The sequence below is a fragment of the Lipingzhangella halophila genome (assembly GCF_014203805.1).
Classification (GTDB): domain Bacteria; phylum Actinomycetota; class Actinomycetes; order Streptosporangiales; family Streptosporangiaceae; genus Lipingzhangella; species Lipingzhangella halophila.
The window spans coordinates 880,362-903,723 of the sequence record NZ_JACHJT010000002.1; the positions used below are offsets into that span (position 1 = coordinate 880,362).

The following is a 23,362-nucleotide window of genomic DNA, read 5'->3' on the forward strand; positions in this document are numbered from 1 at the left end:
ATTGGGGGACCGTTCGGCGCGCCAGTTCGCCCGACTACCCCGGAACCGCCCCGCGGCGCGCCCCGGGACGCAGCGCCGCGATGTCGTCGAGCCGCCGCAGCGTCTCGTCGTGCGGCAGGGTCGGCAGCATGACCAGCAACTGGTCAATGTCCAGCTCGACCGCGGCCGCGATGTCCTCGGCCCGGGGCGGGACACCGAACAGGACCACCGGCATCCGTTCCCTGCCCTCCTGTTCGCACCGCGTGCGCAGTTCCGCGATTCTGCGCGCCAGCGGCTCCGGGTCCCGTTGCCAGCGCGGGAACCAACCGTCGCCGTACTCCATGACCCGGTCGAGCACCGTCGCGGCCTCGCCCCCCAGAAGCACGGGGATGTGCGGCCGCTGGACCGGTTTCGGCCACGAGTACATCGGGTCGAAGTCCACGAACGCGCCGTGGAACTCGGCCTGCTCCCGGGTCCAGATCCGCTTGATCGCCGAGACCCGCTCACCCAGCAGCGCGACACGCGTCGTGGGGTCGGTGCCGTGGTTGCGCATCTCCTCGCGGTTCCACCCCGAACCAACCCCCAGAACGAAGCGCCCTTCGCTGATGTGGTCGACCGACGCCGCCTCTTTGGCGACCATGATGGGATCGCGCTGGACCAGCAGCGCGATGCCGGTCCCCAGCGTGATCCGTTCGGTGACGGCCGCGGCGGCGGAGAGCGCGACGAACGGGTCGAGGGTGCGGTAGTACCTGCGGGGCAGGTCGCCGCCCTCGGGCAGCGGGGTCTCGCGGCTGGCGGGAATGTGGCTGTGCTCGGCGAGGAACAGTGAGTCCAGCCCCCGCTCCTCAAGGGCGCGGCCGAGGTCGGCCGCGCCAATGCCTTCGTCGGTGACGAACGTGGACACACCGATTCGCATTCGGATCGAGTGCGGCGCGACCGCGGTGGCGGACGCCGTCCTCTCCCCCCTTTCCGTGACGTGCGGTAGAAGTACTCAGTGACGTGCTCGTGGACGCGATCACAGGGCGGGACGGCGCTTCGCGCCGGAGTCCGGGTGGGAACCAGGGACGCCTCAGGGGCGTCCCCCATAGTGTGGGTGTGACGACAGGGCGCACGATGGTATTGGAGCCGGCCGTCAGGCCCGCCGGTACCGTCGATGGCCGACCCGGTAAGGAGTGAGTGTCGCCGTGCATGACCCAACACCTCCCCCAACCCAACACGGCCGCGGATGGCCGGCAGCCCAACGCGGAGCGCACAACCAGCATCTGCGTCTGACGCACGCCGACCGGGACTCCGTGGCCAACCTGCTCAAGGAGGCGTACGCCGAAGGTCGTCTCGATGCCGACGAATTCGAGGAGCGGCTGGGCACGGCGATGAACGCCAAGGTCCATGGCGAACTGGAACCGCTGCTCAGCGATCTGCTCCCCGAGGGAGCCCGAATACCGGCACCACCGGCCGCCGAGAGCTCCCCTGCCGCGTCGGGATCCGAGCGTTTGACGGCCCTGGTGGGCCACTGCTCCGGATACTTTCTCGCCGCGCTGGGCCCACTCGCGGTGCTGCTTGTCAGCGGCAACTCCTCGGCCTTTGTGCGCAAGCACGCCGTTGAGGCGCTGAACTTCCAGCTCACGTTCGTCGTCGGATCGATCGTGCTGTGGTTCTTCTCCTGGCTGATCCTGCCAATTGTCGCCTGGGTCTTCCTGCTGCTCGGCTGGATGGTTCTGCCCATGATCGCGGGAGCGGCCGCGTTGTTCGGAGGGAGCTGGAAGTACCCCCTCACCTGGCGGCCGATCAAGGACAGCTAGCGTCGGCGCCCGCACCGCGTGCTGACTCGCGCGGCCCCGCCGCTGAGCGGCGGGGCCGCGCCGTGGCTCGGTGCGACGAGCCGTGCGGTCACCGCTTCACGCGGCCGTTGAAGTCCCGGGGGGACTCCTCCTCCGCGGGAGCGTCCGTGCTCGCCTGCTCCTCGGCCGTGCGGGACACCTTGTCCCTCGCCTCCTTGGCCTTCGTTGTGAGCTGCTCGCGGGTCTCGCGGACCTGCTCGCGCGCCTGGTCGAGATTCTCCTGCCACTCCGCGTCCTGGGCCGCCTTGCGCAGCTTCAGCGCACCGTACACGGCGAGCGCCCCGGCGCCCGCCACACCGGCGAAGACCACGAAGCGCGGGACGCGGCGCCCATTGCGCCGCGCGGCGATCAGACCACGCCTGGCCCGGTTCGGCTCGACACGGTGCGCGGCCAAGCTGAGGAGGTCGGCGACCCGAGGCGCCACTGTGTCCTCGACACGGTGCGCGGCGACCTCAAGTCGCGGTGCGGTCCAGCAACGAGCCTGGCGCAGCCGCTGTTCGGCATTGACCCTGGCCTGGTCGGCGTAGGGACCAAATCGTTCGGTCTGCTCGCGAGCGACTTCCTGCAACCGGGCGAGCGCGGCCGGTGAATCGGGTGCGTCGTTGCCGCGACGCCTGAGTTGTTTTCGCACGTGGTCCCCCTTGTGGTTTTTCGTGGTTCTTAGGCCCTCTGCCCGTTTGCACGCGTCCTATGCACGAGTCGGCTTCGCAGGGCACAAGGACTCGTTACTTCGGTGTTATCTCAACATACGTCCTTTCCGTCCCGCTGGCACTGTCTCGACACGCGACGCCCGGCTTTGACCCGGTCGGATCGGCCGGTCAACGGGGGAAGTCCGTGCTGGGCCCGGTACCGTGGAGACGATAAGCAACCACAACGGAAAGGTCCCCCAGGTGTCCGACGTCAATGGTCAGATCCGCGCGCGGTTGAACACCACGATGGGAACGATCGTCCTCAAGCTCTTCCCGCAGGAGGCGCCCGAGACGGTCGAGAACTTCGTGGGCCTCGCCGAGGGAACGAAGCAGTGGGTGGATCCGAACACCGGGCGGCCGAGCAACGCCAAGCTGTACGACGGCACGATCTTCCACCGGGTCATCGACACGTTCATGGTCCAGGGAGGCGACCCGCTCGGTAACGGCCGCGGCGGCCCCGGCTTCAAGTTCAAGGACGAGTTCCACGACTCTCTGCGGTTCGACCGTCCCTACCTGCTGGCCATGGCGAACGCCGGCCCCGGCACGAACGGTTCGCAGTTCTTCATCACGGTTGGCGCCCCCAACTGGCTGAACGGCAAGCACACGATCTTCGGTGAGGTGGTCGAGGGCACCGACGTCGTCGACACCATCTCCAAGGTGCCCACGAACCCGCAGGACCGTCCGCTGGAGGACATCGTCGTCTCCTCCGTGGAGATCGAGCGGGGCTAAGGTCTCCCCATGACCTCCTCTGAGCCGCCGCCCCCCGAACCCGGGGAGCGCGAGATCCCCACGTGCTACCGGCACCCCAAGCGTGAGGCGCATGTGCGGTGCACGCGGTGCGAGAAGCACATCTGCCCCGACTGCATGCGCGAGGCCGCAGTGGGGCACCAGTGCGTGGGGTGTGTCGCCGAGGGGCAGCGGAGTACCCGGCAGGCGCGCACGATGTTCGGTGGGAAGGTGACCTCCGCCCCGGCCGCCACCTACGCGCTGCTGGTGCTCATGGGGTTGGGGTTCCTCGCCCAGTCGGCCGCCCCCAACGTGGCCCTCGCCTTCTGGATGGAGGGCGGGCCGATAGTCATGGGCGAGTGGTACCGCCTGGTCACCTCGGCGTTCCTACACAATGGGGTGACGCACCTGGCGCTCAACGGGCTGGCCCTGTTCATCTTCGGGCGGCTGCTCGAAGAGGCGCTCGGGCACGCCCGGTACCTCGCGTTGTGGGTGCTCAGCGCCATTGGGGGAGGGGTTCTCAGCCTGCTGGTGCTGCCGCTCGACCAGGCCTCGGTTGGGGCCTCCGGTGCGGTCTTCGGGCTGATCGGGGCGCTCGTCGTGATGGGGCGCAGGATGCGGGTGGACGTTCGGTTCGTCCTCATCCTGCTCGCGCTGAACCTGCTGGTCTCGTTCGTCGTCCCGCAGATCTCCCTGACCGCGCACCTCGGCGGTCTGCTGAGCGGCCTGCTCCTTGGCGCGGTCTACGGCTACCTGCCCACCGGTGGCGGAGCGTCGCCGCGGACCCGGACGCTCGTGCACGCCGGGGCGACCGCGGCGTTCGCGGTGCTGCTCGTGGTCCTTACCGGAGTCGGCGCGGCCGCGGTGCTCAACTGAGCGTCACTGCGTAATGGGGTCTGGGAGCCATACGGGCTCCCAGACCGCGGTGCCGGACATTACCCCACGAGGCGCCCCAAAATGGGCATATCGAACACAGTTACCCACAGCTTGTGGATAACTATGTGGAAAGCACTCGGTCCTGTTGTGGACAAACCTTGGGGAAGCCGCAACGAGCAGGAAAAACGTATCTAATGCCAGCGTGTGGACAGCATGACAGAGATGATGATGCCACTGAAGCCGATGAGCAGGTTCCAGTTCTCCAGGTCCCGCATGTAGGGGACCTGGCCACCAGCGATGTAGAACACCCCGATCCACGCGATTCCGAGGAGGAAGAACGTGACCATCGCCGGCGCCAGCCATCGGGGACTCACCTTCGGCTTCGCCGATGACGAGGGCGGCGTGTAGACGGCCTTCTTCTTGCGATCGTTGCTGGACTTGGGCACGGTCGCTGCTCCAAAACAATGGGCCAGGTTTCACGTGGGACGCGCTCGCCAGTCTACGCGCGTCGTGGAGTCTACGTGACTCCAGGGGCGCGGCCGTCCCGGGTGGACCCGCGGGAGCGGGCGCGCGCCCGCTCCCGCGGGTCCACCCGGGACGGCCGGCCACCATGCGGTGGCCAGCGGCCCCGGGTACAACTATCCCGTCACCAGGGAGCCGCGCCGTTCCTCCGGTTCCTGGTCGTCGCCCTCACTGCCCGGTGGCCACGGTATATCCGTCGGCCAGTCGTCCGGCGTCTCGCCGTCCCCAGGCGGCGACTCCTCGTCGTCGTCCTCCGGGGGAGTGCTGGCCTGCTCCTCGGCCAGCGTCACATTAACGGTGCTCCCGGGCTCGACCTCGGAGTTCGCACCGGGATCCTGTCCGATCACGGTGCCAGCCGGCTCCTCGCTCTGCTGGCTCTCGAACGACCCGTCCAGGTCGGCGTCCTCGAGGGCGGACTCGGCCTCTTCCTGCGTCATGCCGGAGAGGTCGGGCACCTGCACGGTCTCGGCGCCCTCGGAGACCCACATGTCGACGGTGGTCTCCGGATCAGCCTGGCTGCCGGCCTCGGGGTCGGTCCGGGTGACCCGGCCCTCCTCGACGTCCTCTGACGTCTCCTGCGATGTGGAACCGATCTGGAATCCCGCGTCCTGCAGCTCAGCGGTCGCGTCGTCGCGCGTCATCCCCGACACGTCGGGGACGTCGACGCTCCCCGGACCCGTGGACACGAAGAGCGTGATCTCGGAGTCCGTGCTGACCTCGCGCTCCGCCGAGGGGTCCGTCTCGATCGCGTCCCCCTCGGGGACCTCGTCGTCGTTCTGCTCCTCGACGGTAATGTCCCCGTCGGAGAAGCCCGCGGAGTTCAGCTCGCTCTCGGCTTCCTCCTGGGACATTCCCTCGACATCGGGAACCGTCGTAGTCTCCGGCCCGCCGGACATCAGCAGCCAGCCGGCGAAGATCAGCGCCGCGAGGACAGCGAGGGCAAGGAGCACCCACAGGGCTGCCTTTCCGCCGCTTCCCTCGCGCCGCTCATCCTCGTCGTACTCGTCATAGGGTTCCGGCCGGTCGTTCGCGGCCGGAAGCGTGGTCGTGGCGGCGGCGGTCGGCATGCCCTGGAGCCCGCGCTGGATGTCCTCGCGCATCTCCTCGGCGCTCTGGTACCGCTGCTCGCGGTCCTTGGTCATGGAACGCAGCGCGACAGCCTCTAACCACGAGGGGATCTCCGGGTCGAGCTGGGACGGCGGGACCGGGTCCTCACGCACGTGCTGGTAGGCGATGGAGACCGGAGAGTCGCCGGTGAACGGAGGGCCGCCGGTCAGCAGCTCGTAGAGCACGCACCCGGTCGAGTAAATGTCGCTGCGCGCGTCAACCCGCTCGCCGCGGGCCTGTTCCGGAGAGAGATACTGGGCGGTGCCGATGACCTGGGACGTCTGGGTCATCGTGGCCTGGGAGTCGTCCGTGGTCCGCGCGATGCCGAAGTCCATGACCTTGACCTCGGCCTGGGGGGTCAGCATGACGTTGGCGGGCTTGATGTCCCGGTGCACGATGCCGTTGCGGTGGCTGTACTCCAGTGCCCGCAGGATGCCGTCGGTGATCTCGGCGGTGCGTTCGGGAAGCAGCCGGCGGTCGTCGTCGAGCAGCTCCTTGAGGGTCCGCCCGTCGACGTACTCCATGACGATGTAGGGGATCCCCACACCGTCGACGAGGTCCTCACCCGTGTCGTAGACAGCGATGATAGAGGGGTGGTTCAGCGAGGCGGCGGACTGCGCCTCGCGCCGGAACCTGGCCTGGAAAGTGTGGTCACGGGCCAGATCGGTCCGGAGCGACTTGATCGCCACGAGCCGGTCAAGACGCTGGTCGCGGGCGCGGTAGACCTCGGCCATGCCGCCACGCCCGATGACGTCTTCGAGTGCGTAGCGTCCACCGAGTAGCCGGGGCTGAGACATGTCGTGAACTGTTCCTCGTCTCTCTCCACGGGTGATTGGGGAGAGCCCATGTCACCTTGTGAGGTCGGGTGCGTCGGATTATCTTGTCAACTTCCCCCCGGGTCCTGTTCGCCGGTCTCCCCGCCGGGAGGCGGGTCCCCCTCGCCCTCGTTGTTGTCGTCTTCCCCCTCGTTGTTGCCGTCGTCGCCGGAGTCGTCCTGCTCGCCGTTGTCCGTCTGGGGCGACTCCTCGGGCGGCACATTGGTCTCCGGAGTGGGATCCTGCGGAGGCGACTCGGAGGTGTCCGGCTGCGGCTGCTCCGGAACGCCCTGTTGTTCGTCGAGTCCGGGGTTGGGCTCCGGATCCGGCTCCTCGGGCTCGGGTTCGTTCGTGGGTGACGAGCTCGTCTCGGAGTCCGGTTGGCGGTCGCCAACCGTCTCCTCCGGGTTGTTGCCTCCCCACAGCCAGCCGGCCAGTACCACACCACCCACCAGTACAACAGCGGCGGCGACCACCGCGAAGACCACCGGAAGGCTGGGGCGGCGGTTCGGTCCGGGCTCCTCGGCGACCCTATCGGAGGAGCCGCCGCCGTTCCGCGATCCCGCACCAGCGGACGCGCCGGTTCCCTGGGACGTGGGCCGGGTCGAGGGGCCCGCATCGCCGGGATTCGCACTGGCGACCATGGTCTGGCCGGGGTCGGCGAGGTCCATGGCCGTAGTGGAGTCGGTGTTGCCGATGCCGCCGCGCAGTTGCTGCGCGGTCTGGGCGACTTCGCCCGCGGAGGACGCGCGCTGTTCGGGTGACTTCTCGAGCAGCCGTTCCACGAACGCGCGCAGTTGGGGCGGTACCTCCTCGGGCAGCGGCGGGGGAGGCTCGCGCGTGTGGGCGAGCGCCAGCGCGAGCGGCGTGTCCGCGGTGAACGGTGGACGTCCCGCAAGACACTCGTAGGCCACCACGCCGAGCGCGTAGATGTCGGAGGCGTAGCTGGCCGAGCCACCGGACGCCTGCTCGGGAGAGATGTACTGGGCCGTGCCCATGACCATGCCGGTCTGGGTGAGCGTCACGGACTCGTTGCCCCGGGCGATACCGAAGTCGGTCAGCTTGACGTCGCCGTTCTCGGTCACCAGCAGGTTGCCCGGCTTCATATCGCGGTGCACCACGCCGCGCGCGTGCGCGGCACCGAGTGCCTGAGCCGCCTGCACAATGATGTCCAGCGTGGCGCCGGGTTCCAGAGCCCCCTTCCGGCGCAGGATCGAGGACAGCGGTTCGCCCGGCACCAGCTCCATGATCAGGTACGCGTTGTCATCCTGCTCGCCGTAGTCGAAGACCTGAGCGATCCCGGGGTGGGACAGACCGGCCGTAATGCGGCCCTCGGTGCGGAACCGTTCACGGGAGGTGGGCTGTGCCATCTGGGCGGGATGCAGCAGCTTGACCGCGACCGGGCGGTTGAGCAGCGTGTCGGTGGCGCGCCACACCGTGCCCATTCCGCCCGAGCCGATCTGCTCGTCGAGGCGGTAGCGGTCACTGAGCAGGAGTCCTGCCAGATCCTGGTGCGGGCCCGGTGCGCCGGTGTCGTGCTCGCTCACTGGTCGATCACAGCTTCCATGATCGACTTGGCGACCGGTGCGGCGACCTCGCCACCGGTTGCGCCACCGTGCTCGATCACCACGGCCACCGCGATCTGCGGATCGTCGGCCGGGGCGAAGGAGATGAACCAGTTGTGCGTGGGGCCGTCTCCGGTCTCGGCGGTACCGGTCTTGCCGGCGACCTCCATTCCGGGAATGGCGCCGGTTGTGCCACTACCCTCGTCCCCCTCTGTGACCTGAATCATCATCTCTGTCAGGTCGTCGGCGGTGGAGGAGCTGACGGCCTCGGAGAGAACCTCGGGGTTCGCGCTCTCAAGCTGCGTCAGATCGGAGCTTTCCACCTTCTCGACCAGGTACGGCCGCATGACATCGCCCCCGTTGGCCACGCCGCCCGCGATCATCGCCATCTGCAGTGGGGTGGCGTTGACGTCGAACTGGCCGATCCCAGTCTGGGCGAGCTGGCTGCCGTCGAGGCCCTCGGGGTAGGTGCTCTCGGAGACGCTGAGCGGGACTTCGAGTTCGCCGGAGCCGAACCCGAACGCTTCGGCCTGCGCGGCCATCTTCTCCTCGCCGAGGTCGACGGCCCAGTGCCCCATCGAGGTGTTGCAGGAGATCTCGATGGAGTGCCGCAAGGGGTCGGGATCGCCGCCGTTGCAGGCGGAGCCGTCGTAGTTCGGCATCGTTCCGCCGGCCGGCATCTCGTAGACCTCCGGAGCGGGCTGGGTGCTGTCCGGGCTCTCGCCGTCCTCGAGCGCGGCCGCGGCGGTGACGACCTTGAACGTCGACCCCGGCGGGTACGACTGGTTGAGCGCCCGGTTCAGCAGCGGCTTGTCTTCGGACTCCTCAAGCTCGGTGTACTTCTCCTCGACCTTTGAGGGGTCGTGGTCGGCCAGCGGGTTGGCGTCGTAGGTCGGCACCGAGGACGAGGCTAGGATCGCGCCGGTGCCGGGATCCAGTGCGACGGCGGCGCCGTTCTTGCCCGTACTTTGCAGTGCCTCGAAGGCCGCCGACTGCGCCTCCGGGTCGATGGTCAGCTCAACGGCGGCCCCCTGGGGTTCCTCGCCGGTAAGAGTGTCCATGAAGTTGCTGACAGCGAGCCGGCTGTCGGAGCCGTCGAGCATCGAGTTCTGCTCGCCCTCGATGCCCGTGGCGTTGTAGAGCGAGTAGAAGCCCGTGAGGTGCGCGTACTCCTCGGAGTTGTCGTATTTCCGCTGGTAGGCGTACGCCGCCTCCTCGTCCTCGGTGGGCTCGGAGTAGGCGACCTGCTCGTTGCCGACGATGATCGGTCCCCGGGCGGCGTCGAACTGCCGGGCGGTCTGGCGCCCGTTGCGCGGGTGCTCGCGCAGCTCCTCGGCCTTGAGCGCCTGCAGGTAGTTGGCATTCAGCAGCAGCGCGCCGAACAGCACCATGCAGAAGAAGGTGAGGCGGCGTATTGGCACGTTCATCGTGAGATCACCTGCGTCGTCCCCTCGTCCTGAATCGCCTGAGGTGCGGGTCGGCGGGCGTTGTCACTCATGCGTAGCAGCAGCCCCAGCATGATCCAGCTCGCCATGAGAGAGGACCCGCCGGCGGACAGGAACGGCGTCGTCATACCAGTGAGGGGGATGAGCCGGGTGACACCACCCATGGTGATGAACACCTGGAAGCAGATCACGAACGAGATGCCAGCGGCCATCATCTTGACGAACATCTCGCGCGACGCCATGGCGACCCGCAGTCCGCGCTCGCACAAGAGGAAGATCACGAGGAGGATCGCCATCACCCCGGTCAGGCCGAGCTCCTCCCCGAAGGAGACCATGATCAGGTCGCTGTCGGCGGCGAAGATGGTGTCGGGCTGCCCCTGGCCCAGTCCGGTCCCGAGCACCCCGCCCTCGGCCAGTGCGAAGAGTCCCTGGACGAGCTGGAAGCTGCCCCCGACGGCGTCGATGACCTCGTCCTCGAATGGGGTGAGCCAGATCGTCACGCGTTGCTGGACGTGTGTGAAGAGCGCCCACGCGAGGGTCGCGCCGGCCATGAACATGAGGAGGCCGATGACCACCCAGGACGAGCGCTGGGTGGACACGTAGATCATTGCCAGGAAGGTGCCGAACAGCAGCAGCGAGGTACCGAGGTCGGTGGTCCCGACCAGGATCAGGATCGCCATTGACCAGGCGACGACCATGGGACCCATATCGCGCATGCGCGGCAGCTCGATCACCTTGAACTGCCCGATCTTGATCGCCTTGCTGGCCAGCGACAGTACATCGCGCTTCACCACGAGGTACCCGGACAGGAAGACGACCAGCGCGAGCTTGGCGAACTCGGACGGCTGCAGCTGGAAGGGGCCGACGGCGATCCACCGCCGGGCACCGAGGACCTCCTGGCCGAGTCCGGGAATCATGGGCGAGGAGAGCAGCACGATGGCGACCAGCAGCGTGATGTAGGGGTAGCGCTGCAGGACGCGGGGCTCCTTGATGAAGAACAGGATGGCCAGACACAGCGCCATGCCGATCGCGGCCCAGATCACCTGGGTGCCGACACCGGCGTGGTCGCCCTCGTCCCCCTGGTTCAGCCGCCACACCATCGCCAGGCCGAGACCGTTGAGGAAGATCGCGCACGGCAGGATCAACGGGTCGGCGTAGGGCGCGATGAAGCGCAGCGCCATGTGCGTGGCCAGAGCGAGGCCGCCGAAGGTGACTCCGTACCCGAAGAGGGCACCGGGGACGCTGTCGTTCAGAGCGAGACCGGAGGCGGCGAATGCGCTGAGCGAGATGCCCAGCGCCACCAGGATCATGACGAGCTCAGCGTTGCGCCGCTTGACCGGCGGCAACGTTGCGGTCCCGGTGCTTGGCGCGTTCATCACTGCCCTCCGGCGGGATCACCCTGGTCGGCGACGTCGGGTGCCTGCTCGTTCTGCTCCTGCGCCTCAGCGCCGGAGTCGGACTCTGCCTCGTCCTGCTCATCGTCCTGCTGTTCGTCGAACCCGCAGGAGGCGGGATCGGCCTCGCAGTCGGCGGCCTTCTCCCGCAACGTCTCGACGCGGGCGTCGGCGTCCTCGCGGTTGTCGAAGTTGCCTCCCCGGCTGGTGACGAAGTCGCGCTCGGTCTCGGGCAGCATGTCGAGCTGGATGCCGGTGTCCTCGATCTCCTCAGCCAGCTCGTACCCGGCAATGTCGGTGTCGAGGCCCTGGTACAGCGCGACGTTCTCGCCGTCGTTGGAGGGGCCGATGAAGTACTGCCCGGCCAGGTACGACCGGGCGAACAAGAATCCAGCGACGGCCACGACGGTCACGATGACCAGGAACGTTACCACCATCGGCCACCAGCGCCGGGTGCGTGGCTCCGGTTCCGGGTCGGGTGCGGGCGGACTCTGAGCCCCGGGTTCGTCGATCCGGCCCATCTCGGCGGTGTCGCTCCCGCGCTTGAGGTTCTGCGCCCGGCCGGCGGGGGTGTCCGGGGACATGATGGGCTCACGGCGCTGGTCGGCGGCGCCGACGATGGCCGGCTCGCGCATTGGGCCCTCGACCGCGGTCGCGGTGTCGATGACGTCGGCGACGACTGCCGTAACGTTGTCGGGACCGCCGCCGCGGTTGGCGAGGTCGATCAGTCTTCGGGCGGCCGCGTCCGGCGTATCCTCCGCGACGAGCGTCTCCCGGATGGTCTCCTTGCTGACGACGCCGGACAGGCCGTCGGAGCAGAGCAGATAGCGGTCGCCCACCTTGGCTTCGAGGATCGAGGTGTCGGGCTCGACCTGGCTGCGGCCGTCGAGTGCGCGCAGGAGCAGGGAGCGCTGGGGATGGCTCTCGGCCTCCTCCTCGCTGATCTTGCCTTCGTCGACGAGTGTCTGGACCAGTGTGTGGTCGTGCGTGATCTGGCCGAACTCCGCATCACGCAGCAGGTAGGCACGGGAGTCGCCAATGTGGATGAGGGCTACCCGAGGTCCCGACCACAGCATCGCGGTCAGGGTGGTGCCCATGTTCTCGAGTTGCGGCTCCTCGGTTACCCGCTGGGATACTGCGCCGTTCGCGGTGTCGACCGCCTGCTGCAGTGAGCCCGCCATCTGCTCGGCGGTGGGGACGTCGTCGTCGAGGGGCATCAGAGTGGATATCGCGATTGAGCTCGCGATCTCGCCACCCGCGTATCCACCCATTCCGTCGGCGACCGCGAGGAGGTACGGGCCGGCGTACGCTGAGTCTTCATTGCCTTCGCGGAGGCATCCTACGTCGGAGTACGCCGCGTATCGGAGAGCAATTGTCATTTGCGCAGTTCCAGGACGGTCTTGCCGATGCGGACGGGCTGCCCCACCGTGATTGTCTGGGGGCTGGTCAAGCGCTGCTGACCAAGGTACGTGCCGTTCGTCGAGCCGAGGTCTTCGACGATCCACTTCCCTTGGTCGGAGAAGATGCGCGCGTGCCGACCCGAGGCGTAGTCATCGTTGATGACCAGTGTCGAGTCCTTCGCCCGTCCGATAACGATCGGCTGGGAGGTGAGGTTGAGGCTGGTGCCCGCCAGGGGCCCCTTGGTCACGACAAGGGAACGTGGCTCGTTGCGCCGACCGCGAGGGGCACGCGGAGCGGCGGGGGCCGACGAGCCGCGCGGTTCCGATCGCTTGGCGCGCTTGTTTTTCTTCGTGGGAGGGCCAAGCAGGTCAGTGCGGATCACACCAACGGCCATGATCACGAAGAGCCACAGCACCGATAGGAACACGATCTTGATCAGTATGAGGGTGAACTCTGACATCGAACTGCTCTTCGGCCCCTGTCGTGCTCTGGCTGGGGTGGCGGTCATTAACACCGCCACCGCGTCTTCTCGGCCTCGAACCCCCTGAGATCGCCCCGGACAGCCGAAACTACCAATGGAACGCGAGTATTCTGCCCGATTGAGCGTTCCTTGTGGAGACTTCGGGCTCAAGTTCCAGCTTGACGATGTGCTCTTGTGGTTCGAACCCACCCCCTTAGACGCCAGGAGGGTGGTTCCGGTTTCGCCGCATTCTCGTGCGGGTGTTAGTCGCGGCGGAAAGTCATGTTCGTACGTCCCAGGCTGATCCGCGTGCCGTCAACCAGGCGGACGCGCGTGACCTGCTGACCGTTGACGAACGTGCCGTTGGTCGACCCGAGGTCGACCAGGGCGGCGTCGTTGTCTTCCACCCGGATCTCGGCATGATGCCGGGAAACGCCATTGTCGACCAGCCGGAGGTCGCAGTCGGTCCCTCTGCCGAGGAGCGTGACCTGTGTGTTCAGTGGGAACGACTGCTGCTTGCCCTGTGCCTCCGGGCTGTCGCTCTGCACCGCGCCACCGGGTGAGATCAACAGGCGCGGGCTTCCCGGAACCTGCGGCGCGTCCCCGTGGTCGCTGGCCGGCTTCTGGATCCCGTCGTCGTCGACAGTCGGGCCGCGCATGACGCCCGATCGGATACGGAACCGCCCGGTCTGCAGATCGTCCTCGGTCTGGAACTGGACACGGACCGGACCAACGAAGGAGTATCCCTGCTCGGTGGCGTAGTCGCGGGCCAGTTTGGCGAGCTCCTGACCGAGGCTGTCCGCGTACACCTCCAGGCGTTCCCTGTCGTCGCCGGAGAGTTCCACAACGAAGTCGTTGGGCACCAGTGTGCGTCCCTGGGCCACGATCGCTGCGCGCTCGTCCATCTCGCGCTGGATGGCGCTTCCCACCTCGACAGGCTGGAGTTCCGACTTGAAGACCCGCGCGAAGGTGCCTTCGAATATGCCTTCAAGCCGACGCTCGAAGCGCTGTAGCACTCCCACGAGGTTCCTCCCTTGCTCCACTCCGGATGTAATGACGATCGTAACCGGGCATCTGGCGTCCTTGGTCTCATGCGGGTTCCCCGCTCATGCCCCGATGGTCATGTGAGCCGTGCAAAAAGTGTGCATGACCGATGTCCTGACCGTGCTAGCCTTGTCTCCAGTCGCCGAGCAAGCCGGCCAGGCATCTGGCCCACATCGGTTACTGCGACACTCTAGGTATATGTCACTCGGGCGGGTGGCGGAACGGTAGACGCGCACGGTTCAGGTCCGTGTGTCCGAAAGGACGTGAGGGTTCAAATCCCTCCTCGCCCACTCCAACCCTCTCACGGACGGCTTCGCCGCCCTGGGCCCGATGGGCCCGTTCCCCTCCCTCCTCCCTTCGCGGATACCCCGGTGCGCTTGTGGCGGCCGGAATATGTGGGCGGCCTCACAGCCATCGAACGAGCGTGCCAGAGCCGCGTCCGCGTGCGTAATGGCACCCGCCTTCTGGAGTGTTCCCGACTGGCACGGCCGGGTCGGGCTAGGGGTTCAGCACGGCGCCCATCGTGTCGTAGCGATCGATCTCGCAGCCGTTCTCGCGGGTGAACTCCGTGTCGACCTCGGTTCCGGCGACGTGCCCGCTCACCTCTGCGGTCTCCGGTCCGCCGTAGATGTGGGTGCACATCTGGTCGCCGGGGGCCTCGTCGAAGGCCTCGACCCCCACGTCTTCGAGGTCGGCGCACGCCGCTTCGGGAGCGGGATGGTCGCCACCGGCCGGCGCACACGTCAGCGTCCAGGTCCCGGCCTCGAAGTCTTCGGAGGCGAGTTCGCGGTCTCCTGCCTCAGCGAGAGACAGCTCGATGGTCAGCTCGGTCTCGGGAGGCTCCCTGCCATCCGGGCTTCCGGAGGACTGGCCGTCCGCGGGGGTCTCGTTCTCGGCTGGCGCGGCCTGCTGGGTGCCCCCGCCACAGCCCGCGACCAGGACGCCAGCGGCGGCGACCGCGGCGAGGCGGGGCAGCGCGGTCAATGGGATGTGAAAGCGCATACCCTGTTCGACGCGGGGCGGAATCATAGAGTTCCCCGCAGCGAACCGTCCGGGACGCTACGTGATCAGAGAGGTTCTCGGTGTTTGATTCGCCAGTGCCGGCGCTTGATGTCGGATCGGTTCCGGGCGATGGTTACCTGCTCGATGTCCGCGAGCACGACGAGTGGCAGGCCGGACACGCGCCCGGGGCCGTGCACATTCCCCTGCACGAACTCGCCCAGCGCGCGGGAGAGGTCCCGCGTGAGCAGCAGGTCTACGTGGTCTGTCGCTCGGGTGGCCGCTCCGCGCAGGCCGTGCGGGCTCTCAACGACGCCGGCTGGCAGGCCGCCAACGTCACCGGCGGCATGCAGGCGTGGGCGCTCGCTGGCCGCGAGATGACGAGTGAGAACGAGGCCGATCCTCAGGTTATCTGAGCGTGGGGACGGTCGCCGCGGCCGGTCCGGTGCGGACAACGGACCATGCGGGCAGGGAACCCCACCCGCCCGACTCCGGATTCCGATCGGCGGTTTCCGGGCGAGTCGCGTGCCACGGGTTGTGGATTCGTATGACAAGCATGCGGTCGCGGCTGGCACTATGTCGACGTGAGCTGCGACCGTGCCCCCCTCAACGCCGATACCGTGCTGGCGTTCTCGGCCGATGCGATCGTCGCCGTCGACTCCGAGCTCCGCGCCGCGGTGTGGAATCCCGCTGCGGAGCGGATGTTCGGCTGGTCAGCCGAGGAGGTTCTGGGCACCGCTCCGCCGATTGTTCCCGAGGAGCTGCTCGCGGAGCACCACGCTGTGTTGGAACAGGTCCGTGCCGGCGGGCCATTGTCGATCGTGAGCCGGCGGCTCCGGCGCGACGGAAACGTCATCGACGTCCGGATCGACACCAGCTGCCTGTTCGACCATGACGGCGAGGTGTCGGGTTGGATGAGCGTTTTCCACGCCTACGAGGACGCCAACCGGGTCCAGGCGCACATGGCCGAGCGGGTGCGCCTGGTCCGCCGGCTGACCGACGTCGTCGCCGACATCAACGCCGACCTTGACCTCCGCACGGTGCTCGACCGCATCGCCCACAGCCTCACCGAGCTGACCGGCGCCGACGCCGGAGGCTTCGTGCTCATTGAGGACGACCAGCTCCGGCTGGTCAGCCTCACCCAGCTCTCGGACCACCTGCACGGTTACACCGCGCCGCTGGAGTCCAGCCTTTTCGGTGAGCTCCTCCGCAGCGGCAAGACTGTGCTGCTGGCCACCGACGACACCCGCAGCCTCAACGACCTCATCTGGGCCGATCTCGACGGCCTGCACACCATCGCGCTCGGCGTCTCCAATGTGCAGGGGCGCCCCTACGGTGCCCTGTACGCGCTCTACAGCAGACGCAAGGTCGGCCACATCGAGCTGGAGCTGCTCGAACTGCTGGCCGCGCACGCCGGGGTGGCACTCGGCAATGCCATGGCCTACCAGGAGATGGTGCGGCAACGCGCGTATGAGCACGCGGTGGTCGACTCCAGCGCCGACGGCATCGCCGTGCTCGATGCCTCCGGCCGGATACGCAAGTGGAACCGCGCCGCGGCCGAGATCACCGGCTGTTCGGCCAGTGACATCGTCGGCGGTCGACTGCCGTTCCCGTTGCCGGTCGACCGCGACGAGCCGCTCAAGCATCGGCTCGACAGCGGCCGTTGGTTGGAGATCCTCACCACCGATATCCCCGAGACCGACGAGCGCGTGATCGATTTCCGCGACATCAGCGAGGCCAAGGCGCTGGAGGAGGAGAAGGACCTCTTCCTCGCGACCGCCAGCCACGAGCTGCGTACCCCCATCACGGCCGTACAGGGATTCGCCAGCACGCTGAGCCAGCGTTGGGACCAGTTCGACGACGACTCCCGGCGCAGCGCGGTCGGCACCATCGCCGAACGGTCCAGTGCGCTCGCGCGGTTGGTGGAGAACCTGCTCCTCGGGTCGGTCGCCGGCAGTGGCGAGTTGAACGTCGGCAGCGACCCGTTCGACCTGCGGCGCGTGTTGCGGGAGATCACCGCGGCGTTCCGCCCGTTCTCCGACCGGCACCGGCTCCTACTGCAGTTGCCCGACCAGCTCCCGGCTGTCGCGGGAGACCCGGTCGCCACCGATGTCATCATGGGCCAGCTTGTGGAGAACGCGTTCAAGTACTCGCCCGACGGCGGCACCGTTGTGGTCCGGGCCTCCTACGACTGCGACAGCGTGGTGGTCAACGTCGAGGACGAGGGCATCGGCATCTCCCCGGGAGACGAGGAGCGGATCTTCGGGCGGTTCGTGCAGGGCGAGGCCGGCGACCGCCGCAGGTTCGGCGGGATCGGACTGGGGCTCTACATCGTCCGCAGGCTCGCCAGAGCGCAGGGAGGCGATGTCACCGCACATGCCGGCGAGCAGGGCGCGCGGATGAGACTCACCTTGCCCACCCCCGCCGTTTCGGTTCCCGAATCCGCGCCAAGCAGGGCGGATCAGGACGCGAACGACGGTCCGGAACACCGATAAACCGGGATCTTCCCGGTGGTCACGTGTTTTCGCGGCACCTGAACGGGGCATTTTGGGGCCTGGCGGGTCGGGGCACGGGAGTACGCGTCCGGCGGGCCACAGACGCAGGGCAACTACCTGTCCGTGGTGAGCATCGTAATGAGTAGACCAGTTCTTGGCTGGCTTGGCTGGCACGGTGCGAGACGGGCCGACCGGGAATCAGTGCGTTGGGGAACAGGAGATGGACGTGTCGAGCCCCTTACTGTTGCCGCGCGCGCCGGCGAGCGTGACGAACGCGCGCCGGAGCCTCTGTGCTGACCTTGAGGCGGCGGGAGTCGACGATGCCGCGGTCAGTGACGCTCTCCTGGTGCTGAGCGAACTGCTGAGCAACGCCCTCCGGCACGCCGCACCCTTACCCGACCCGTTTCCTCCCGACTCGGTCCGGGTGACGTGGACGGTGCGAGAGGGCGACCGTGTCCCCGGTGCGGCGGGCAGCATCGAGATCGCCGTCTGCGATGGCGGGGGGTCCTCCCTGCCCAGGATCGCCCGGCCCTCGATATCGGCGCTGGGCGGCCGCGGGCTGGGGATCGTGGAGCGTGTCGCGGACCGGTGGGGGACCGAGGTCGACGACCGGATCACCACGGTTTGGGCGGTCCTGCCCGTCCAGGCTGAGTCGTCCGCCGAGCCCGATGGAGCCGCGGCGGGAACGAGTGACTCCGCGCCGGCTCGCTCCGAGGACCGCGAGCACTGGGCGCGCGCCGCCAACCGCCGGGCGCGCGGACGGCAGGTTTCCCCGAATTACGGATTCCTAATCGCCGGATCGTGAAGGATCTGGCGAAACTCCGCGGATGAGGTGGCTCGGGGGCTGCGGGACCGCTACAGTACACGACTGTGGAGTTGAAGATCTCGAGTCAATCTCATGCACATTACGTAATCGTAGCCGTACGTGGTGAGATTGATCTTTATACGGCACCGCAGCTACGCAGTGAATTCGTGCACGCGCTGGATAACGGAGCGCGTCGCCTGATTGTCGACATGTCGCGGGTGGAGTTCTGTGACTCCACCGGGATAAGTGTTCTGCTGTCCGCCATGAAGCGATCGCGGGAGAAGGGCGGAGACCTCATCCTCGTTGCTCCGAACCCGGCGGTCACGAAGATTCTTGAGGTCACGGGGCTCGATGCCGTCTTCAGCGTCCACGAGTCGATCGATGCGCTCTCTGCCGCCGCGGGGTCGAACACAGCCGGGTAGTAGTGCTTCGTTGGGTGCGCGGCCCATCGGGCCGGTTGTGCGGATCCCGTTCCTTCGTGGTGCTGCGGAGTTGTGGGGGCCGGCGCCTGTGAGTGGGGACCGGCTCAGCCGGTGCGGGTGCCCGATGGTGACGCGCCCGGAGCGGGTAGCGACAACGACGCAGGGCTCCGGGGAGTGTTTCCTGGTGTCGCCCGGCAGGGCCCGCACAATCCAGACATAGCGGGCACGCGCGAGGGTCCGCGCGGCACCGAAGGCGACCGTGCGGAGATATTCAGCGCCGAGAACGTCCCCCCAGTCACCCGCGATACGACCCACCACCGCAAACGACACCACGGGCACCCCCGCTGAACCCCGCCACCGCCCAGCCGCCCCGTTACACGCACCACCATCGGGCACCAGGTGCGATCACTGAGGGCTGGCCCATCCGGCGCCTTCGCTGCTCTCGTCGGGCGCGCTACGGCCCGCTTTGCTGCGCCGGCCACGGGGCCTGGCCGCGACCGTCCGGACGCCCTCCGGGGCAGTGCGGTGAAAAGTTAGCCAAAGACGACACGAGAAACACCCGCGGTAGTTGCGCGCCGACACCTGGTAGTGGTTACGCTCGCCGTGTGTTCACTATTACCACGATTCTGGCCGCTATCGGTGCTCTGCTCGGTCTGGGTGGACTGGCGCTCGGGGGGTATTCCTACCTCTGGGCCAGGACCGCTATCGGCGATTTCCACGCCCTTGTCCACCGGCAACTGCCCGAAAACAGCGGCGTTGACACCCGTGCGGTCCGCGACGTGGCCGTTGTCCGTTACGACGCGTTGGAGGAGATGTCGGGGGCCCGATCCTTCTCCCTGGCCATCCTGAACGCCGTCGGTGACGGCGTGGTCGTGACCTCCATCAACGGCCGAACCGAGTCGCGCACCTACGCAAAAACAATCGAGGGCGGCGAGGCGGCCGAGGCGCTGTCGCCAGAGGAGTACCGCGCGATCCGTTCCGCCCGGATGGGACAGGGGCCGGGAAGGGCGCCCGGTTCCGACGACGGCGCCGCTACGGCCCCGGCCTCCGGTGGAGAACCCGGTCCGGTCGTGGGGCAGCCGGAGGATCTCGGCGCCTCCGGCTCGTCGGTGCGTCCGCTCGGCCGCGTCTCCAACGAGGCGGCACAGCAACGCGAGGTGCCCGAGACAGCCCATTAGGCGGGGGCCGCTTCCCGGTTCGCGTGCGCGTTCGTGCCGGTCGCAGGATAGCCTGCTACATATGCCCAACCAATACGCGTATCTCGGTCCAGCGGGTACGTTCAGCGAGGCCGCGCTTCGGACGCTTCTGCCCGAGGCTCCGGTCGGGACGATGGTGCCGTGCATTGGGGTTGACGCGGTCTTCACAGCGGTTCGCGAGGGCCGCGTCGACGGCGGCGTGGTTCCGCTGGAGAACTCCGTTGAGGGCGGTGTCACCGCCACCATCGCCGAGCTCATCAACGGAGCACCGGTGATGATCACGGCCGAGGTCGCGGTACCGGTCGAGTTCACACTCTTCGCGCGCGAGGGTGTCGCCCTCGCCGACATCAAGCGGGTGGCCACGCACCCGCACGCGCTCGCGCAGTGCCGCGACTGGCTGGCCGCTAACCTGCCCGACGCCGAGACGTACAGCGTCTCCTCCACCGCCGCGGCCGCCCAGGCGGTCGCCGAACCGGGATCGCAGTACGACGCGGCCGTGTCGGCGCGGATAGGTGGGGAGCGCTACGGACTGCACGCCGTGGCCGAGGGAGTGGGCGACCACTCCGCCGCCGCGACCCGGTTCATCTACGTCGAGCGGCCCGGCCCGCCGCCCGCTCCCACCGGCGCCGACCGGACCTCGTTCGTCGCGTTCATCAGCGACGACCACCCCGGGGCGCTCATCGAGCTGCTCAACCAGTTTGCGATGCGCGGGGTGAACCTGACCCGCCTGGAATCCCGACCCACCGGCGGTGGCCTGGGCAAGTACTGTTTCTGCATCGATGCCGAAGGGCACGTCGAGGAGGCCCGGGTCGGCGAGGCGCTGATGGGGATGCGTCGGATCGGCACCGAGGTCAGGTTCCTCGGTAGCTACCCGCGCGCCGACGGCGACACCTCTCCCACGCCCCTCCGGCCGCCGCGGCGCACGAGTAACGATGATTTCCACGAAGCTGAGCGCTGGCTGACCCGAATCCGCTCGGGCGACGTCAGCTAGCCAACGCTGTAGTCAGGCGACATCCCGCACTCGGCCGGACTGGGCGCACGGCCCCTCCCGGTGTTCGCTCGTGGACTCGCCCCGCTGCGACGCGCGCAGCAGCGCGCGCCGACTGCGCGCGTCCAAGAGTCGTGCTTGCCGCATACCCTGGCTCTCTTCCATTGGGTTGCTCATCATCCTCGTCCATCGATTCGAGAACTGCGGTTCCGGCACCCGGGGGTGCGGGTGCCGCTGTGTCGTTTACCGGCAGGCCGTCGGGCCCTCCCAAGCCCCGGGCCGCCGGGTAAGAATCCGTGTCTCGTTCGGGGTCATCGTTGGCCCCCGCGTCATCAGTGGTCGTGCATGGCCTACGACGCCCAGCGAGCCGTTTTGGTTCCGGGTAACACCATGTCACGCATGGTTACCGGAAACGTGCTGTGCTGCGCTGTCTCCAGGGAGACGCATGGACGGCCGGGTTCGTTGCCATCGGCTCGGGGCCGTATCGGTACCTGTTCCACGGGTGGGCGCCGTCCGGAACACGGACCGGGGCGCGGGTACGTTCACGCGGCACTGTGCGTGCGGTTCGCACCCGGCTCGCGCGGTGTCTGCCGCCGACTGGTGTGTGCCCGCGCCGCATCCCCGGTAACCTGCAAAACGTGATCGACCTTCGCGCTCTGAGAGAACACGGCCCTGAACCGCTCCGCGCCTCGCAGCGAGCACGCGGCGAGGACGAGGGTGTCGCCGACCAGCTTCTCGACCTCGACGCCCGCCGCCGTTCCGCCTTGACGCGCTTCGAGACCCTGCGCGCGGAGCAGAAGAGTGTCGGCAAGGCGGTCTCCAAGGCCTCGCCGGAGGAGCGCGACGACCTCCTCACCCAAGCCAAGACCCTTGCCGCCGACGTCAAGGAGGCCGAGGCGGAGGCCGAACGGCTCGCGGGTGAGCTCGACGAGGTACTCACCGGCATCCCGAACATCGTCGAGGAGGGGACCCCGGCCGGCGGTGTGGACGACTTCCGGGTCTTCGAGAAGGTCGGCGCGCCCCGCGAGCTCGATTTCACCCCCCGCGACCACCTGGAACTGGGCGAGATCCTTGGCGCCATCGACACCGAACGAGGCACCAAGGTCTCGGGCGCGCGCTTCTACTTCCTCACGGGCGTGGGCGCGATGCTGGAACTCGGCCTGCTGAACATGGCGATGCAGCAGGCGATCGCCAGCGGGTTCACTCCGATGATTCCGCCGGTCCTGGTCAAACCCGAGACCATGGAGGGGACCGGGTACCTGGGCGCCCATTCCGACGAGGTCTACCACCTGCCGGCCGACGACCTCTATCTCGTGGGGACCTCCGAGGTGCCGCTCGCCGGGTACCACGCGGACGAGATCCTTTCCGCGGATGCGCTGCCGCACCGTTACATCGGGTGGTCGTCGTGCTTCCGCAGGGAAGCCGGATCGTACGGCAAGGACACCCGCGGGATCATCCGCGTGCACCAGTTCAACAAGGTGGAGATGTTCGTCTTCTGCCACCCTGACCAGGCACACGATGAGCATCTGCGGCTGCTGGCCTGGGAGCGCGAGATGCTGGAAAAGCTTGAGCTGCCTTACCGGGTTGTCGACATCGCCGCCGGCGATTTGGGCAGCAGCGCGGCGCGGAAGTACGACTGCGAGGCGTGGCTGCCGACCCAGGGTCGCTACCGCGAAGTAACCTCCACGTCGAACTGCACGGACTTCCAGTCGCGCCGGCTGAACGTGCGCTACCGCGCCGAGGACGGCAAGCCGCGCTTCGCCGCCACGCTGAACGGAACCCTGGCCACCACCCGGTGGATCGTTGCCATCCTGGAGAACCACCAGCGAGCGGACGGATCGGTCGTGGTGCCCGAGGCGCTGCGGCCGTTCGTGGGCCGCGACATCCTGGAGCCGGTGAACGGGTAGCGGCGAAATGCCGGGGACCGGGCCCTGCCCGGTCCCCGGCACCACGCCAGGGGTTACAGGTAGGGCCCCGAGCCGGGACGGGGAACCTGCTGGCCCTGTTCTTCCTGGGAGGGGGACATGCCCGAAGGCAGGGCCTTGCGCATGTTCTCCAGTTGGGAGCGCGCCGCCATCTGCTGCGCGAAGAGCGTGGTCTGAATCCCGTGGAACAGCCCTTCGAGCCAGCCCACGAGCTGCGCCTGGGCGACGCGCAACTCGGCCTCGCTCGGAGCGGACTCCTCGGTGAACGGCAGGGCGAGACGGTCCAGTTCCTCGATAAGCTCCGGCGCCAGGCCGTCTTCGAGCTCCTTGATCGAACTGGTGTGGATCTCCTTGAGCCGGGCGCGGCTCGCTTCGTCGAGCGGCGCCGCCTTCACCTCTTCGAGAAGCTGCCGGATCATGCTGCCGATGCGCATAACCTTCGCGGGTTGCTCAACCTGCTCGGTTACGGCGCGCTCGGTCGCAGCGTTCTCCTGATCGGTGTCCTCGCCCTGTCCCTCGGAGCCCGGCGCCCCCGGGCCGACCACCAGGACCTGCGGTTGTTGTTCTTCGTTGGTTCCGTTACCCATGGACCCTCACCTAGAGCTTTTCCATGTGCGCTGCCGCTTCCGCCGCGTACAACGGCGCGTGCTCCGCGAGTATTGCCAGCGTCG

Annotated in this window: 22 protein-coding genes and 1 tRNA gene; 11 read left to right on the forward strand and 12 right to left on the reverse strand. The window is 67.9% G+C overall.

The window, feature by feature from the left end:
- Window positions 1–34: 34 nt before the first annotated feature.
- Window positions 35–895 carry an LLM class F420-dependent oxidoreductase gene (locus F4561_RS31120; protein ID WP_184585248.1) on the reverse strand — a complete coding sequence of 287 codons (861 nt, stop codon included), beginning with the start codon at window positions 893–895 and terminating at the stop codon, window positions 35–37.
- A 268-nt stretch (window positions 896–1,163) separates the two neighbouring features.
- Between F4561_RS31120 and F4561_RS31125 the strand changes: the two genes are divergently transcribed.
- Window positions 1,164–1,778 (forward strand): DUF1707 and DUF4870 domain-containing protein, encoded by a 615-nt coding sequence (locus F4561_RS31125; RefSeq protein ID WP_184585249.1) that lies wholly within the window; start codon window positions 1,164–1,166, stop codon window positions 1,776–1,778.
- Window positions 1,779–1,866: 88 nt separating this feature from the next.
- Here F4561_RS31125 and F4561_RS31130 read toward each other — a convergent pair whose 3' ends face one another.
- On the reverse strand, window positions 1,867–2,448 hold the full coding sequence (locus F4561_RS31130; RefSeq protein ID WP_184585250.1) for a hypothetical protein: 582 nt from the start codon (window positions 2,446–2,448) through the stop codon (window positions 1,867–1,869).
- A gap of 259 nt (window positions 2,449–2,707) precedes the next feature.
- Here F4561_RS31130 and F4561_RS31135 point away from each other — a divergent pair, with 259 nt between their 5' ends.
- Both F4561_RS31135 and F4561_RS31140 read left to right on the forward strand, forming a co-directional pair.
- Window positions 2,708–3,235 carry a peptidylprolyl isomerase gene (locus F4561_RS31135; protein WP_312885733.1) on the forward strand — a complete coding sequence of 176 codons (528 nt, stop codon included), beginning with the start codon at window positions 2,708–2,710 and terminating at the stop codon, window positions 3,233–3,235.
- Window positions 3,236–3,244: 9 nt separating this feature from the next.
- The gene (locus F4561_RS31140; protein ID WP_184585251.1) at window positions 3,245–4,108 is read left to right on the forward strand and encodes a rhomboid family intramembrane serine protease; all 864 of its coding nucleotides are present in this window, start codon (window positions 3,245–3,247) and stop codon (window positions 4,106–4,108) included.
- A gap of 191 nt (window positions 4,109–4,299) precedes the next feature.
- Here F4561_RS31140 and F4561_RS31145 read toward each other — a convergent pair whose 3' ends face one another.
- From F4561_RS31145 to F4561_RS31180, 8 genes are all read right to left on the reverse strand, one after another.
- A complete protein-coding gene (locus F4561_RS31145; protein ID WP_184585252.1) occupies window positions 4,300–4,554 on the reverse strand; it encodes a cell division protein CrgA in 255 nt (84 codons plus the stop codon).
- Window positions 4,555–4,746: 192 nt separating this feature from the next.
- Complete coding sequence (pknB, locus tag F4561_RS31150) at window positions 4,747–6,534, reverse strand: Stk1 family PASTA domain-containing Ser/Thr kinase (RefSeq protein WP_184585253.1); 1,788 nt, start codon at window positions 6,532–6,534, stop codon at window positions 4,747–4,749.
- 86 nt (window positions 6,535–6,620) lie between these two features.
- Window positions 6,621–8,099, reverse strand: coding sequence for a serine/threonine-protein kinase (locus F4561_RS31155; protein WP_312885734.1), 1,479 nt, complete (start codon window positions 8,097–8,099; stop codon window positions 6,621–6,623).
- On the reverse strand, window positions 8,096–9,544 hold the full coding sequence (locus F4561_RS31160; RefSeq protein WP_184585254.1) for a peptidoglycan D,D-transpeptidase FtsI family protein: 1,449 nt from the start codon (window positions 9,542–9,544) through the stop codon (window positions 8,096–8,098). Before F4561_RS31160 ends, F4561_RS31155 begins: the two co-directional genes overlap by 4 nt.
- Window positions 9,541–10,938, reverse strand: a complete 1,398-nt coding sequence (locus tag F4561_RS31165; protein ID WP_184585255.1) for an FtsW/RodA/SpoVE family cell cycle protein — start codon at window positions 10,936–10,938, stop codon at window positions 9,541–9,543. Before F4561_RS31165 ends, F4561_RS31160 begins: the two co-directional genes overlap by 4 nt.
- A complete protein-coding gene (locus F4561_RS31170; RefSeq protein ID WP_184585256.1) occupies window positions 10,938–12,335 on the reverse strand; it encodes a Stp1/IreP family PP2C-type Ser/Thr phosphatase in 1,398 nt (465 codons plus the stop codon). The genes F4561_RS31165 and F4561_RS31170 overlap by 1 nt, the downstream gene beginning before the upstream one ends.
- Window positions 12,332–12,817: an FHA domain-containing protein FhaB/FipA gene (locus F4561_RS31175; protein WP_184585257.1), complete on the reverse strand. Its 486-nt coding sequence runs from the start codon at window positions 12,815–12,817 to the stop codon at window positions 12,332–12,334. Before F4561_RS31175 ends, F4561_RS31170 begins: the two co-directional genes overlap by 4 nt.
- 263 nt (window positions 12,818–13,080) lie before the next feature.
- On the reverse strand, window positions 13,081–13,839 hold the full coding sequence (locus F4561_RS31180) for an FHA domain-containing protein (RefSeq protein ID WP_446684985.1): 759 nt from the start codon (window positions 13,837–13,839) through the stop codon (window positions 13,081–13,083).
- A gap of 229 nt (window positions 13,840–14,068) precedes the next feature.
- On the opposite strand from F4561_RS31180, the gene F4561_RS31185 reads away from it, so the two are divergent.
- Window positions 14,069–14,151 (forward strand) — tRNA-Leu (locus F4561_RS31185).
- A 208-nt stretch (window positions 14,152–14,359) separates the two neighbouring features.
- On the opposite strand, the gene F4561_RS31190 is transcribed toward F4561_RS31185, so the two are convergent.
- Window positions 14,360–14,863, reverse strand: a complete 504-nt coding sequence (locus tag F4561_RS31190; RefSeq protein WP_184585258.1) for an SSI family serine proteinase inhibitor — start codon at window positions 14,861–14,863, stop codon at window positions 14,360–14,362.
- Between the two features lie 80 nt (window positions 14,864–14,943).
- On the opposite strand from F4561_RS31190, the gene F4561_RS31195 reads away from it, so the two are divergent.
- The 7 genes from F4561_RS31195 (at window position 14,944) to serS (ending at window position 22,673) form a co-directional block, all read left to right on the forward strand.
- Window positions 14,944–15,276 carry a rhodanese-like domain-containing protein gene (locus F4561_RS31195; protein ID WP_184585259.1) on the forward strand — a complete coding sequence of 111 codons (333 nt, stop codon included), beginning with the start codon at window positions 14,944–14,946 and terminating at the stop codon, window positions 15,274–15,276.
- A 168-nt stretch (window positions 15,277–15,444) separates the two neighbouring features.
- On the forward strand, window positions 15,445–17,355 hold the full coding sequence (locus tag F4561_RS31200; RefSeq protein ID WP_184585260.1) for a PAS domain-containing sensor histidine kinase: 1,911 nt from the start codon (window positions 15,445–15,447) through the stop codon (window positions 17,353–17,355).
- Between the two features lie 220 nt (window positions 17,356–17,575).
- Window positions 17,576–18,160: an ATP-binding protein gene (locus tag F4561_RS31205; RefSeq protein WP_184585261.1), complete on the forward strand. Its 585-nt coding sequence runs from the start codon at window positions 17,576–17,578 to the stop codon at window positions 18,158–18,160.
- A 65-nt stretch (window positions 18,161–18,225) separates the two neighbouring features.
- Entirely contained in the window at window positions 18,226–18,582 is a 357-nt protein-coding gene (locus tag F4561_RS31210) for an STAS domain-containing protein (RefSeq protein ID WP_184585262.1), read from the forward strand.
- Window positions 18,583–19,187: 605 nt separating this feature from the next.
- Window positions 19,188–19,760: a DUF4446 family protein gene (locus tag F4561_RS31215; RefSeq protein WP_376773828.1), complete on the forward strand. Its 573-nt coding sequence runs from the start codon at window positions 19,188–19,190 to the stop codon at window positions 19,758–19,760.
- Window positions 19,761–19,821: 61 nt separating this feature from the next.
- Window positions 19,822–20,769 carry a prephenate dehydratase gene (gene pheA / locus F4561_RS31220; protein WP_184585263.1) on the forward strand — a complete coding sequence of 316 codons (948 nt, stop codon included), beginning with the start codon at window positions 19,822–19,824 and terminating at the stop codon, window positions 20,767–20,769.
- Between the two features lie 635 nt (window positions 20,770–21,404).
- Window positions 21,405–22,673 (forward strand): serine--tRNA ligase, encoded by a 1,269-nt coding sequence (serS, locus tag F4561_RS31225; RefSeq protein WP_184585264.1) that lies wholly within the window; start codon window positions 21,405–21,407, stop codon window positions 22,671–22,673.
- A gap of 53 nt (window positions 22,674–22,726) precedes the next feature.
- On the opposite strand, the gene F4561_RS31230 is transcribed toward serS, so the two are convergent.
- Window positions 22,727–23,278, reverse strand: a complete 552-nt coding sequence (locus F4561_RS31230) for a bacterial proteasome activator family protein (protein WP_184585265.1) — start codon at window positions 23,276–23,278, stop codon at window positions 22,727–22,729.
- Window positions 23,279–23,362: the final 84 nt, after the last annotated feature.